Origin of the sequence: Methylobacterium sp. UNC378MF, from assembly GCF_900103195.1 — a bacterium.
Lineage (GTDB): Bacteria > Pseudomonadota > Alphaproteobacteria > Rhizobiales > Beijerinckiaceae > Methylobacterium.
This window is the reverse complement of sequence record NZ_FMWU01000016.1, coordinates 1-12695: the sequence shown is the minus strand read 5'-3', so window position 1 is coordinate 12695 and position 12695 is coordinate 1. Positions and strand designations below refer to the sequence as shown.

General features: G+C 65.9%; 14 protein-coding genes. 10 read left to right on the top strand and 4 right to left on the bottom strand.

The genetic code is table 11. The features are described from left to right. Positions 1-86: 86 nt before the first annotated feature. Both BLT59_RS32170 and BLT59_RS17355 read right to left on the bottom strand, forming a co-directional pair. Positions 87-221, bottom strand: a complete 135-nt coding sequence (locus tag BLT59_RS32170) for a hypothetical protein (protein WP_280141059.1) — start codon at positions 219-221, stop codon at positions 87-89. Between the two features lie 69 nt (positions 222-290). Further along, positions 291-572: a hypothetical protein gene (locus BLT59_RS17355; RefSeq protein ID WP_091782857.1), complete on the bottom strand. Its 282-nt coding sequence runs from the start codon at positions 570-572 to the stop codon at positions 291-293. Positions 573-720: 148 nt separating this feature from the next. Here BLT59_RS17355 and BLT59_RS17350 point away from each other — a divergent pair, with 148 nt between their 5' ends. The 5 genes from BLT59_RS17350 (at position 721) to argC (ending at position 5029) form a co-directional block, all read left to right on the top strand. Then, on the top strand, positions 721-2004 hold the full coding sequence (locus BLT59_RS17350) for a nucleotide sugar dehydrogenase (protein WP_091782854.1): 1284 nt from the start codon (positions 721-723) through the stop codon (positions 2002-2004). Between the two features lie 127 nt (positions 2005-2131). Then, the gene (locus tag BLT59_RS17345; protein WP_091782851.1) at positions 2132-2749 is read left to right on the top strand and encodes a CoA-binding protein; all 618 of its coding nucleotides are present in this window, start codon (positions 2132-2134) and stop codon (positions 2747-2749) included. A 210-nt stretch (positions 2750-2959) separates the two neighbouring features. After that, positions 2960-3421: a 50S ribosomal protein L13 gene (gene rplM / locus BLT59_RS17340; protein WP_043356851.1), complete on the top strand. Its 462-nt coding sequence runs from the start codon at positions 2960-2962 to the stop codon at positions 3419-3421. Between the two features lie 2 nt (positions 3422-3423). Beyond that, positions 3424-3909, top strand: coding sequence for a 30S ribosomal protein S9 (gene rpsI / locus BLT59_RS17335; RefSeq protein ID WP_091782848.1), 486 nt, complete (start codon positions 3424-3426; stop codon positions 3907-3909). 169 nt (positions 3910-4078) lie between these two features. Then, positions 4079-5029, top strand: a complete 951-nt coding sequence (gene argC / locus BLT59_RS17330; RefSeq protein ID WP_091782845.1) for an N-acetyl-gamma-glutamyl-phosphate reductase — start codon at positions 4079-4081, stop codon at positions 5027-5029. Positions 5030-5780: 751 nt separating this feature from the next. Here the strand turns inward: argC and BLT59_RS17325 are convergent. Further along, complete coding sequence (locus BLT59_RS17325; protein WP_091782842.1) at positions 5781-6380, bottom strand: acyltransferase; 600 nt, start codon at positions 6378-6380, stop codon at positions 5781-5783. 356 nt (positions 6381-6736) lie between these two features. Between BLT59_RS17325 and BLT59_RS17320 the strand changes: the two genes are divergently transcribed. Beyond that, on the top strand, positions 6737-8122 hold the full coding sequence (locus BLT59_RS17320; protein ID WP_091782839.1) for a discoidin/SUN/FTP domain-containing protein: 1386 nt from the start codon (positions 6737-6739) through the stop codon (positions 8120-8122). 82 nt (positions 8123-8204) lie between these two features. Here BLT59_RS17320 and BLT59_RS17315 read toward each other — a convergent pair whose 3' ends face one another. Next, positions 8205-10184: a hypothetical protein gene (locus tag BLT59_RS17315; RefSeq protein WP_091782836.1), complete on the bottom strand. Its 1980-nt coding sequence runs from the start codon at positions 10182-10184 to the stop codon at positions 8205-8207. Between the two features lie 348 nt (positions 10185-10532). Here BLT59_RS17315 and BLT59_RS17310 point away from each other — a divergent pair, with 348 nt between their 5' ends. From BLT59_RS17310 to BLT59_RS17295, 4 genes are all read left to right on the top strand, one after another. After that, the gene (locus BLT59_RS17310; protein WP_091782832.1) at positions 10533-11282 is read left to right on the top strand and encodes a glycosyltransferase family 2 protein; all 750 of its coding nucleotides are present in this window, start codon (positions 10533-10535) and stop codon (positions 11280-11282) included. Further along, complete coding sequence (locus BLT59_RS17305) at positions 11279-11887, top strand: PI-PLC domain-containing protein (RefSeq protein ID WP_091782829.1); 609 nt, start codon at positions 11279-11281, stop codon at positions 11885-11887. The genes BLT59_RS17310 and BLT59_RS17305 overlap by 4 nt, the downstream gene beginning before the upstream one ends. Beyond that, a complete protein-coding gene (locus tag BLT59_RS17300) occupies positions 11884-12513 on the top strand; it encodes an HAD family hydrolase (protein WP_091782827.1) in 630 nt (209 codons plus the stop codon). Before BLT59_RS17305 ends, BLT59_RS17300 begins: the two co-directional genes overlap by 4 nt. Then, positions 12510-12695 (top strand): glycosyltransferase family protein (locus BLT59_RS17295; protein ID WP_139174063.1); only part of this gene is annotated, 186 nt, incomplete at its 3' end. The genes BLT59_RS17300 and BLT59_RS17295, both read left to right, overlap by 4 nt.

The following is a 12695-nucleotide window of genomic DNA, read 5'->3' as shown; positions in this document are numbered from 1 at the left end:
GGCGGACCTCATAGCACGGTGCGCCCCGGAGCCCGAACGCGCCGGCGCTACGGGAGGCCGCCCCGCGGGCCGGAAAGGCCCGTCGCTCAGCCGGCCGTGACGCGGCGGTAGCTTGCCGCGAAGGCCTCGGCGGCCTCGCGCGTCAGATCGGTCACTACCAGTCCGGCGGTGTAGACGGTCCACCGTCCGTTCTGGTTTTCCATGATGCAGATTTCGGCCATCGCGCGCCTCCACTCCACGCCACAACAAAGCCGAGCGAACCTGACGAGTTCCTGAACCGCGCCAGGCGATCAGGCCTCCGGCGCGCCGTCCTCCCGGGCAACGTCCTCCCGGAGGATGCGGATGGGCCGGAAGGCGCGCGCGGCGACCTCGGCCTCGACCCAGGCGCGGGCCGCCGCGGCCGCGGAGTGATCGGTGAAGGCGGCCGGGCGCGGCGGCCATTCCGACCCGGACTGGACGACGTAGCCGCGTGTGCCCGCGGCGCACGGGCCGACGTAGCCGAAGACCTTGCCGGTCCCGTCGACGAGGTCGGTGCAGTGGACCGGCCCCTCGGTCCAGCGGAGATCAGGCATTGTCACGCCCCATGGTCTCACCCCGTGCGCAGTCCGGGCCAGCGCTCCGCGCGGGCCGATGTGAGTCGACGCCGGCGCGGGCCGCCCCTATACGCGCCCGGCGGCCGGATCGTCATTGGCGCCTTCTGAGCCCGCAGAGGGATCCGGCGTGGCGGACAGCGTGGCAATCGTCGGCCTGGGCTATGTCGGGCTCCCGCTCGCCCTGGCGTTCGGCCGGGGGCGGGTCACGATCGGCTACGAGCGCGACGCCGACAAGGTGGCGGCCTACCGGGCCGGGCGCGACCCGGCCGGCGAGATCGACGCGGAGGCGTTCCGGGCCGCCGCGCACCTCGCGATCACCGACGACCCGGCCGCGCTGGGCGCGGCGGACGTGATCGTCGTCACGGTCCCGACCCCGGTCGATGCGGCCCAGAGTCCCGATTTCGACCTGCTGATCCGGGCCTCCGACCTCGTCGGGCGGCACATGCGGCCGGGCGCGACCGTGGTGTTCGAATCCACCGTCTATCCCGGCGCCACCGAGGAGGTCTGCATCCCCGTCCTGGAGCGGTCCTCGGGCCTGCGCTGGAAGAGGGATTTCTTCGTCGGCTACTCGCCGGAGCGGATCAATCCGGGCGACCGGGAGCACGGCCTCGCCAAGGTGGTGAAGATCGTCGCGGGCGACACACCCGAGACCCTGGAGCGGCTGAAGGCCCTCTACGGGTCGATCATCGAGGCGGGGCTCCACGCCGCCTCGTCCATCCGGGTGGCGGAGGCCGCCAAGGTCATCGAGAACACCCAGCGCGACCTGAACATCGCGCTCATGAACGAGCTGTCGCTCATCTTCGACAAGCTCGACCTCGACACGCAGGAGGTCCTCGCGGCGGCCGGGACCAAGTGGAACTTCCTGCCATTCCGCCCCGGGTTGGTCGGCGGCCACTGCATCGGCGTCGACCCCTATTACCTCACCCACAAGGCCGCGATGATCGGCTACCACCCGCAGGTGATCCTGGCCGGGCGGCGGATCAACGACAGCATGGCGGCCCACGTCGCCCGCAGCACGGTGAAGCGGATCGTCCGGCGCGGCGGGACGGGGCGGGCGCGGGTCATCGTCCTCGGTCTGACCTTCAAGGAGAACTGCGCGGACCTGCGCAACTCGAAGGTCGCCGACCTCGTGCGGGAGCTCCAGGAATTCGGCTGCGCCGTGTCGGTCCACGATCCCCGCGCCAGCGAGGCGGAGGCCCGGGCCGAGTACGGCATCGACCTCGTCGACTGGGCCGACCTGCCCGCCGACGCGGACGCGGCCGTGATCGCCGTCCCGCACCGCGACTATGCCGGCCTCGGCCCGGAGGCGATCGCTGCCCGGGTGAAGCCCGGCGGCCTGATCGTGGACGTGAAGGCGCTCTTCGAGAAGGCGCCGTTCGCGCGGCTGGGCTACGAGGTCTGGCGGCTGTGACGGCGGCCGCGCCGAGGCCGGGACAGCGACGAGACGCGCGGCCATAGACTCGGCAAGAAGCGCGGCACGGAACGCGGCGATAAACGCCGCACGACCCGCGATCATCCGGACGACGAGGGAACACGCCATGGACGAGACGGGCCACGACAACCGGCCGCCCGCGCCCAGCGATGCGGCGGCGCTCGCGGAGCGGCACGCCCGCTACCCGGACGCGCAGATCCGCACCATCCTGAACGGCACGCGCACGATCGCGCTGGTCGGCGCCTCGGCGAACCCCGCGCGCCCGAGCTGGATCGTCCTGAAATATCTGCTCGACCGCGGCTACGCAGTGACACCGGTCAATCCGGGTCTCGCCGGCCAGGATCTGCTCGGACGCCGGGTGATGGCCTCCCTGGCCGAGGTCCAGGCCGCGCAGGGCGACCAGCCGATCGACATGGTCGAGATCTTCCGCAACTCCGCCGCGGCCGGGCCGCTGGTCGACGAGGCGCTGGCGCTGACGCCGCTGCCGAAGGTGATCTGGATGCAGCTCGGCGTGCGCGACGATGCCGCCGCCGCCCGGGCCGAAGCATGTGGGCTCACGGTGATCATGAACCGCTGTCCAAAGATCGAGTATGGCCGCCTCTCCGGCGAGATCGGCTGGACCGGGGTGAATTCCCGGATCCTCAGTGCGAAGAAGCCGGTGCTCGCTGCCCGTGGCGTCCAGAAGCTCACCATCGCGGAGCGGGGCCGGCGCACCGACAGCTAAAGGTATTCTGATACCTCACCAGTTAAACGGTTCAAAAGTCTAGATTTTTTGCGACTCCGCATTTCGGTGTTGACCGAACCCGCGGGTCCGTCTATGCACCCGGCACCGCCGCCGCGTGTGCCCCACGCGGCGGCTCGTTTTTCGGCACCCCGATGTCCGCGGATCCCGACGCGTCGGGGGCCGGTCCGTCGGAACCCCTGGGATTTGGCTATGAAGACCACCTCGCTGAAGCCCGCCGAGGTCGACAAGAAGTGGATCGTGATCGACGCGGAGGGCCTCGTCGTCGGCCGCCTTGCGTCGATCGTGGCGATGCGCCTGCGCGGCAAGCACAAGGCTGCCTACACGCCCCACGTCGATTGCGGCGACCATGTCATCGTCGTCAATGCGGACAAGGTGAAGTTCACCGGCCGCAAGTACGTCCAGAAGCGCTACTACTATCACACCGGCTATCCGGGTGGGATCAAGGAGCGCACGGCCAAGTTCATCCTCGAGGGGCGCTTCCCCGAGCGCGTGGTGGAGAAGGCCGTCGAGCGCATGCTGCCCCGCGGCCCGCTCTTCCGCCAGATCCTCGGCAACCTCCGCGTCTACAAGGGCTCCGAGCACCCGCATGAGGCCCAGCAGCCGCAGGCGCTCGATGTCGGCGCCCTCAACCGCAAGAACGTGAGCGCTTGATCATGGCGACCCTGCAGTCTCTCGCCGACCTCAACCGGTCGAACACCGGCGCGGTCGATCCGGCCAACGAAGCCCCCGTCCACGTCCAGAAGCTGGACGCGCAGGGCCGGGCTTACGCCACCGGCAAGCGCAAGGACGCGGTCGCCCGCGTCTGGATCAAGCCCGGCAACGGCACCGTCACGGTCAACAAGCGCCCGGTGGAGACCTATTTCGCCCGTCCGGTGCTGCGCATGATCCTGCGCCAGCCGCTGGAGATCGCCGGCCGCGTCGACCAGTACGACATCACTGTCACCGTGGCGGGTGGCGGCCTCTCGGGCCAGGCCGGCGCGGTGCGCCACGGTCTCTCGAAGGCGCTGACCTACTACGAGCCGGAGCTGCGCGGCCCGCTGAAGCGCGAGGGCTTCCTCACGCGCGACGCCCGCGTGGTCGAGCGTAAGAAGTACGGCCGCAAGAAGGCCCGCCGCAGCTTCCAGTTCTCGAAGCGCTGATATCCGGTCACACCGGTGTCACGGAGAGGGCGGTTCCTGCGGGAGCCGCCCTTTCGCGTTTTCAGGCCGCGGCGTGGTCGTTGACAGGCTGTCGCACCGCGCGCACCTGATCCCCGGCCGCGGTGCCCGACTCGGGCGGCAAGGCATGTTTGAGAGAGCGAGACGGACGATGTCTGGCGCAGGCGCGACGAAGCCCACCGTGTTCATCGACGGCGAGGCCGGCACCACCGGTCTCGGCATCCGCGAGCGCCTGGAGCGCGACGGGCGGGTCGCCCTGCGCAGCATCGCGCCGGAGCACCGCAAGGATCCGGCGGCGAAGCGCGCGCTCCTCGCCGAGGTCGACCTCGTCGTGCTCTGCCTGCCGGACGAGGCCGCCAAGGAGACCGTGGCGCTGGCCGACAGCCTGCCCGGCGGTGGCCCCCGCGTCCTCGACGCCAGCACCGCCCACCGGGTCGCGGAGGGCTGGACCTACGGCTTCCCAGAGCTGACCCGGGAGCAGGGGGCGGCGGTGGCCCGCGCCCGGCGGGTCGCCAATCCCGGCTGCTACCCGACCGGCGGCGTCGCGCTCCTGCGCCCGCTGGTGGAGGGCGGCCTGATCCCGGCCGACCACCCGATCAGCGTCAACGCGGTCAGCGGCTATAGCGGCGGCGGCAAGAGCATGATCGAGGCCTACGAGCAGGGCACGGCGCCGCCGTTCCAGCTCTACGGCCTCGGCTTCGCCCACAAGCACCTGCCGGAGCTGCAGCGCTACAGCGGCCTCACCCGGCGGCCGATCTTCGTGCCGTCGGTGGGCAACTTCCGGCAGGGCATGCTGGTGAGCGTGCCGCTGCACCTCGACACCCTGCCGGGCCGGCCCACGGCCTCCAATCTCGAGGCGGCCCTGCGCGACTGGTACGCCGGGCAGAGGCTGGTGGAGGTGGTGCCGGGCGCCGCCACCGGCGCGCACCGCGAGAAGATCGAGCCGGAGGATCTCAACGACACCGACCGGCTGGAGCTGCGCGTGTTCGGCTCGTCCGAGCACGGGCAGGCGGTGCTGGTCGCGCGCCTCGATAATCTCGGCAAGGGCGCCTCCGGGGCAGCCGTGCAAAATCTCGGGCTGATGCTCGGGCTCGACGGCTGAGCGGCGGAACTATAACACTTAAGGCCGTTCTCGGGCCTGCAAAATGGTTGGCTTCATTGATCTCAAAATAGGTGCAGGCTTTAAGTCTGCACGATAGGCGTCTCACGCGACGTCGGAATAGAAGTAGCGGTTCGGCGGCCGGAACCTTGAGCATTCAGACGCGGACGCTTGCCACAGGACGATCTCATCAAGCGCCTATTGTCGCAATAAGATTTTTCATCCGGCGCAAGCATTTTGAACGCTTTTTGCATAAAGCCTCACATCCTCGTCATGAGGTGAAGCGATCGCACCGCACTATAATACCCTAAAGCGCGCTTCTTGGCGCCTTTGCATGACAAAACAAGCCTCTTCGTGTTTAAGGCTGCCTCGTTCCTATTACTCTGAGATGCGGCTAAACCCGGCGTTGAACTTCGAATCCATTTGCCAGACGATCCCAAAGCTCGTCTGGCATGGAGGTCGCCTTCCAATATGCCAACTTGCCTTTAGCGTCGAGATAGTAAATCGTCCGATCAGCGACGTTTACAGCGAGTCCCCGAGGACGCATCTTACCTGGGTCGGGCGCAGATCCAGGTTCAGTTCCACGAAAAAGACGAATGAGCGTCATGACGGCTTCCAAGAGCTCTCTTATCACATCCGACAACTGAGTGGATCTATCGTTTTCATATAGACGCGATCACACGGCGGGAACGCTTAGCATTAGCCGCTAGAATTACTACAAACAGTGCCATCTACAGCTCATACTTCCAGGTCCTTAAATCAGATCGGTGCGCCACGTGACACCGGTACGGATTATTTTAGCCGGCACGCCACCAGCCATTACATTGGGCGGGAAGCTGCCGCGCACCAGCGAATGCGCGCCGATGAAGGATCCATCGCCGATTGTCGTGCCCTTCAGCACAGTCGAGCGAGCGCCGATCCAGACGCGGTGACCAATCATGATTGGCCGTGCAGGATTGATCCGCGCGCCAGTTTCTAGATCGATGACCGAGTGCATGTCACTTACCGAGACGGTCACTTCGTCGGCAATGAGGCAGTTGTGCCCGAACGTGATCTCAGCCGCCTCGTGCGCCGAAATCTGCGCGTTCCCGACGAACGATGTGAATTCTGCCACGATCAGCTTGGTGGGCGCCACGATGTGCATCCTGGCCTTGGCCAGCCGTACGTGATCTCCGACATGGACCGTCGCGTCGGACCCGCAGTGAAGATAAATGTCGTCACTGTTCGAATTTTTTCCGATGATGACGTGATTATTGCTGCGCTCGAAGAAGATGGTTCCATTCTGCGTCTCGAGGAACCCGTCCGCCGCATCGATCTGATTGTTCTGGCCGAAGTCGACGATCTTGATGGGCATGCCTGTTCGATCTCAGCTTCCTGGGCTGGCTGTAAGCCGCATTGACGACGATCGCGCATATACGGACGACGGTGAAACGGCGTTACATATCGCATCGACCGATGCAGCCTGTCCATGCGGAGCGATCGGGTGCGCAACGCAGGTGCGCACTGAAGCTAGCCCTCGACCTCCACGCCGGCCTCTATTAGAGACGGCGCGCGGGTGCGGGAAACGTCGGCGTGCGCGGCGTGGAATTGTCGCCCTGCATCGACCCGCACGATCAGAGGCTGCCGGCGCGGCCGGCGATGTAGCGGGTCGGGACTCGGTCTCGGTCAGCCCGACGAGGGATGTCAGGCGAGACATACGGAACGGGGTCGATGGCAGACGAACAAGCTTCTCATCGCGATCTTGTCGCGCTCGCTCCGAACGGTGCGTGGACGGTCGTCGATCCGAACATCGCCGCGCCATCGTTAGCCACCGAGGCCGGCGTTTGGCGGCAGATCGACCTGGGCCTCCGCTTCCCCGTCCACTCTATCGAGATCGCGCGGGCCGGTGTGGCGGACACACCCGAGGTTCGGATCGCCTTCTCGGACGATGGCGAGACCTGGACGTACCCCGAAATCGTCCCGCGGGCCGACGGTGCGGCCGCGATTGCATCGATCTTGATCGCTCCATCGGAGACGAGCTGGACCCGCTATATCCGCGTTTCCACCTCCGCCCTAGCTGCCGATGACGCCGGTAATACGCGCGTGTGGACCGAGCGTTCCGCCTTCGATTTGATCGTTTGGCGCAATCTCATGAACGCAGATTTTGATTTGGTGTCCGAGCGGCCGGGCATCGATCTCTACCGGGGGTATCGCTTGCTCGGCCATCCGGAGCAGAGGAGCTTGTCGATCGTCGGCATCGACCTCTACGAGAACGGTGCCTTCGGTAATTTCATCATCCAGTGTCTGCTAGCGATTGGCATCTGCGTCGCGCTAAAGCTGAAATACATCAAGCTCCCGGCCCGGGACAGGAGCGAAGTCCTCGATTACGCCGAACCGCGCGAGATCGGCGGCATTACTTTCATCCCGGCCTCCCATCCGCTCCCGACCGACGGATATTTCTTGTCGGGCATGTTCTTCGACGTCCAAATCCAGAAGCTGGCCGGGGATCTGGAGCAAGAGCGCTCGCGCCATATCATCACGAACTACATCCGCCCCCTATTCAACCGGCTTCCGACCCGGTTTCCTACGAAGCCCGACGATCAGCTCCTGATCCACATCCGGTCTGGCGACATCTTCAGCACGTGGGTCGCGCCGCATTATCCGCAGCCGCCGTTGGCGTTCTACAAGCTCGTGATCGAGCGCCTGATTTCGGAGAAGGGCATCGCCTCCATCAAACTGGTGTTCGAAAATCGGCTCAACCCCGTGATCTCCGAACTCGAGGCATATATCGTCGGGCTCGGCATCCCGCTGGAGACGCAAAGCGGGACGCTGGCTGACGACGTCGCCGCCCTGGTGAACGGCCGCTACTTGGTGTTCGGCCTCGGCACATTCGGGCCCGGGGTCTGCCATCTCTCCGAACGTGTCGAGGAGGTGTACTACTTCGCGTCCGGATGGCCTCAGCACTTCAGGGGAATCCCCACTATAGGCAAAATCGTCGAAGTCGTGGACCGTGCGGGCGCGTACACCAAGGTCGGAGAGTGGGACAACTCGCCGGAGCGCCGCCAGATGATGATCGACTACCCGATCGAGCAGCTCGCTTTCGACGATCAGATGTGATTGCCACTTGACTGCGGACCGGAGCCGGCCCGTGGTCATACGGCGCAGGCGCTGCACCTTGGGCCGCACTCGGACGGCGGGACTACAGGCGCGCCGTGAACGCTTCCTTGAGGGTGCCATCGGCCATATGGGCCACGTCGACCCGCAGCTCCGCAAGGACGGTATCGGGATTGACGGCGCCGCGGAACAGGTTCCAGCCGACGGTTCGGCGCGACACCGTCCGGATGTCAATGCTCGCCTCGAACATCAGCGACCGCAGCATCTGGTGCGGCTCCAGGCGCTTCCGGCGCAGGGCACTTTCAGGGTCTACGCCATCGAAGATCCGCCGCGTATACGGCCCGATCCCGGCGATCTCATCCGCGGCTAACCTGTCCGCCAGGATGAAGCGGTCTCCGACGCCCTCCACGACCTGCGCGTAGGCATCCTGGTCCACCACGGCCCAGTTCGACCGACCTCGCATCTGCTGGAAGACGGAGGCGAGCGAGCCGGAGAGGTCGCACAGGTCCGGCCTGATGAACAGGACATGGGTCGGCGCCGGGCGCGACCGGTCGATGGTGGCCAGGATCTGCGTCACCGCGCTGATCCGCGAGATCATCCGCCCCTGATTCATCAGCATCTTGTTGCCGTCGACCGCCTCCGCGATGATCTGGCCCAGCGCGCGCATGTAGCCGGCCTCACTGTCGACATCGAAATACGTCTCTCCCGGGAAGTCGCGGGCGATCCGGCTCTCATCGATCTCCGTGCTGACATGCGCCTGATCGAGGATCTTGCTCACGACGCGCGGGCAATGCGGACGGATATCCGAGATCGTGCAGCAGCCGAGGCCCTTCAGGAGCGCGATGATCGGCGGCGACAGGAACCCGCCGATCGTATCGATGTGATCATCCGGCAAGAACACCTTGCCACCGGTCTCGCGCCAGGTGCAGATCGCGAAGGTCAGGTCGACCTCCGCGGCGTGGGCGGCGAAGTCGTTCAGAATCCAGTCGCGCACGCCCGGCAGAGTCGCCTCGGGAAACCGCATTTGCCCGAAGAACGCGACCAGCAGGCGGGGCTTCGCCGGAGTGTCCGGAGCCTGCGGCGACGCCGCGCGCGGCTGGCGCGCCAACCGAGTCCTGATCTCCACCTTCTGAAGCTCGGCATCGCGCCAAGCCCAGGTCAGGGCGGCGTAGGCGGGATCGATCTGGTCATCCGCCGCCCAGTCGTCCGAGGCGGCGGAGACAGGCCGCGGCGCCAGCCGGCCCTTGATAGACATGGGATGGAGCGGGGCGTTCGGGAGACCGCGGTGCGACTCCTCTAGCGCCTCCGCCTGCGCCTCGAAACCGAACGACACCAGGAAGAAATACGCGATCGCGAAGCCCTCGGCAGAATTCTTGAACTGCGCCACCGCGACGACGGCTGCCAGAGCATCGAGATCGTTGAGCCGATTGAATTTGTCGAACAATATGTATAAGATCGAATATAAAATATTCGGATCGTTCTCGATCTCGATATAGTGCCGGACGATCGATTTATCGAATGGGCCGGCGTCCATCTTCTCCATCACCAATTTGATGAAGAGAACCCGCCAGATGTCGACCAGAATGCCATCGTGCTGGATCGCGTCGAACGTAATCCTCTGAAACTGCTGCGGATCGAACCCTGCCGGGGATGTCTTGTGGACGTAGAAGAGGCGCATGACATTCAGGTCGTCGCGCCGGTCCATGTCGGGGGTCACGCGGGCGAGAAGATGCTCGATCGCGCGCGCGTTGGTGTCGGGATACACGTTCACGCGGAACGTTAGCGCGATGAGGTTCGGATCCCGCGGAAACACGCCGTAAAGGAAGGCCAACCGCCGAAGTTCGCTCTGTGACGGCTGCGTCCCGGCGCGGCTGGCGAATTCGCGACACAGGGTCTGCGTGATCGTCTCAACGACGGGCGCGGGCAGGAGGGCCATGCCCTTGCGCACGGTCGCGTGGCCGACGGCGCGCCCCGTCCGGCCGGCATATGCGTAGATCGCCCGCGCGATCCCATCCGCCACGAGGCTTCGATCCGATCCTGTCTTCAAACCGATACGGTCGGTCATAGCATCCCGTCTCTGCACTTCGGCTCCGACAGCAGCGCCGAGCTCGCGCTGGCATTCGCGCTACGAAACCCGCATGCCAGCTCTATCGTCAAACGCGGCCTCACCGCGGTACAGGGCACGTCCGCATCTCCCGGCCGGACCGGGGTGTTGATCCCGCCGTATATCCAATCTGCCGATCAGGCGAGAGGCGGCCATGGACCGGATCCACGCCACGCCGTTCGACATCCCATCGGCCATGACGTCGGAGACTGCGGAGCCGGGCGCGTGATCCGGTCACCTTGAGCCTCGCGGGCAGATCGCTTATGGCGTCCCGACCTCTTCGAACGCTCTCGACTCCGCCGGCCCATCATGCTCGATATCGTCATACCGATGGCTGGACGGGGGAGCCGGTTCGCGTCCGTCGGATATGCTCAGCCCAAGCCGCTGATCCCAATCCACGAGACCCCGATGATCAAGGTGGTCATCGGCAACCTGCGCCCGACGCGTCCGCACCGCTTCATCTTCATCTGCCAGCGCGAGCATGTCGAAGCCTACGGCCTGGATCGTAAGCTCGCCGACTGGGCGCCGAATGCCGAGCTCGTCGCGATCGACGGCGTCACCGAGGGTGCGGCCTGCACGGTGCTCCTCGCCGAGCGGCATCTTTCCAGCAACCCCCTGATGATCGCCAACAGCGATCAGTTCATCGACTGCGCAATCGACGACTACCTAAGCAAGACCGACGACCCAGAGGTTGACGGCCTGATCATGACCATGACGGCGCACGATCCGAAATGGTCGTTCGTCGGCCTAGACAAGGCCGGTCGGGTGACGCGCGTCGTCGAGAAGCAGCCGATCTCCGACGAGGCCACTGTGGGGATCTACAACTTCCGGCGCGGCGACGACTTCGTCCAGGCGGCCAAGCGCATGATCGCGGCCGACAAGCGCGTCAACGGCGAGTTCTACGTCGCCCCCGTCTACGAGGAGCTGATCAAGGCCGGCGCCCGAATCGCGCACATGAATATTGGCCGGGAGGCGGACGGGATGTACGGGCTGGGCATGCCGGGGGACCTGGACCTATTCCTGAGCCTGCCGATCTCGCGGGACGCCGCGGCCGCATGAGAATCATCAGCCATCGCGGCTGGTGGCATCAGCCGGACGAGAAGAACACCGTCCCGGCCTTCGAGCGCACGATCGCCGCCGGCTACGGCACCGAGACCGACGTCCGAGACCGCGCAGGCCGGCTGGTTGTCTCGCACGATCCCCCGGAGGATGAGCCCCTGCCCTGGGAGGTCCTGCTCGACCTGTTCTCCGGGACCGGGCTGCCGCTCGCCGTCAACGTCAAGGCTGATGGGATCGGGCCTGCGCTCGCACGATCATTCGAGGGACGCGGCATCTCTTGGTTCGCCTTCGACATGTCGGGCCCGGAGACGGTCCGGTACGCGGGCGCCGGCCTGCCGTTCTACACTCGCCACAGCGACGTCGAGCCCGAGCCGATTCTCTACGGCGCGGCGCAGGGGGTGTGGCTCGACGGCTTCCGCGGCGACTGGTTCGACAGGCCGGTGATCGAACGGCATCTGGCGGCCGGCAAGGCCGTCTGCGTGGTCTCGCCGGAACTGCACGGGCGCGACCCGCACCGCGTCTGGGACTGGCTCCTAACGATGCCCGGCGATATCACCCTGTGCACCGATTTCCCTGATCGGGCTCATCGTATGATCAGCCCATGATCAAGGCCGTCATCTTCGACATGGACGGCGTCCTGATCGACGCCAAGGATTGGCATTACGAGGCGCTGAACCGCGCGCTCGGTTTGTTCGGCATGGAGATCAGCCGGACCGATCACTTGACGACTTTTGACGGTCTGCCGACCCGTAGGAAGCTCGAACTCCTGACGGCCACCGAAAACCTGCCGAGCGGCCTCCACGGTTTCCTCAACCGGCTGAAGCAGTCCTACACGCTGGAGATCGTCAGCACCCGGTGCCGGCCGACCTTCGCCCACGAGTTCGCCCTGGCGCGTCTCAAGGCGCGCGGCATCAAGCTCGCGGTGGCTTCGAACTCCGTCCGGGACTCGGTCACCATGATGATGGAGCGCGCCAACCTCAGCACGCACTTGGACCTGATGCTGTCGAACGAGGATGTCTCCCGGGCCAAGCCCGACCCGGAAATCTACCGGACCGCCATGGAGCGCCTTGGCGTCTCGCCGGAGGAGACCCTGATCCTCGAGGACAACGAACACGGCATCAAGGCGGCGCGGCTTTCAGGGGCGCACCTGCTCGTCGTCCGGACACCGGCTGACGTCACGCTTTCGAACGTGGACCGACGGATCGCCGAGATCGAGGCGGCGGCGCCATGAACATCCTCATCTTGGCCGCGGGCGCGAGCGCGCCGACCGAGGACGATCCCTACCCGGTCTGGTTGTCGGAGGTCGACGGCCAGCTCATGCTGGAGCGGCAGATCACGGCACTCGCGCCGTTGGATCCCAATCGCTACATCGTCTGCGTCCGCGCCAGCGACAACGCGCGGCACCACGTCCGG

Coding starts and splice junctions, on each gene's coding strand:
- BLT59_RS17315 (WP_091782836.1), bottom strand. CDS start 10,184: ATGACCGACCGTATCGGTTTGAAGACAGGATCGGATCGAAGCCTCGTG.
- BLT59_RS32170 (WP_280141059.1), bottom strand. CDS start 221: ATGGCCGAAATCTGCATCATGGAAAACCAGAACGGACGGTGGACCGTC.
- BLT59_RS17325 (WP_091782842.1), bottom strand. CDS start 6,380: ATGCCCATCAAGATCGTCGACTTCGGCCAGAACAATCAGATCGATGCG.
- BLT59_RS17355 (WP_091782857.1), bottom strand. CDS start 572: ATGCCTGATCTCCGCTGGACCGAGGGGCCGGTCCACTGCACCGACCTC.
- BLT59_RS17345 (WP_091782851.1), top strand. CDS start 2,132: ATGGACGAGACGGGCCACGACAACCGGCCGCCCGCGCCCAGCGATGCG.
- BLT59_RS17300 (WP_091782827.1), top strand. CDS start 11,884: ATGATCAAGGCCGTCATCTTCGACATGGACGGCGTCCTGATCGACGCC.
- argC (WP_091782845.1), top strand. CDS start 4,079: ATGTCTGGCGCAGGCGCGACGAAGCCCACCGTGTTCATCGACGGCGAG.
- rpsI (WP_091782848.1), top strand. CDS start 3,424: ATGGCGACCCTGCAGTCTCTCGCCGACCTCAACCGGTCGAACACCGGC.
- rplM (WP_043356851.1), top strand. CDS start 2,960: ATGAAGACCACCTCGCTGAAGCCCGCCGAGGTCGACAAGAAGTGGATC.
- BLT59_RS17305 (WP_091782829.1), top strand. CDS start 11,279: ATGAGAATCATCAGCCATCGCGGCTGGTGGCATCAGCCGGACGAGAAG.
- BLT59_RS17320 (WP_091782839.1), top strand. CDS start 6,737: ATGGCAGACGAACAAGCTTCTCATCGCGATCTTGTCGCGCTCGCTCCG.
- BLT59_RS17310 (WP_091782832.1), top strand. CDS start 10,533: ATGCTCGATATCGTCATACCGATGGCTGGACGGGGGAGCCGGTTCGCG.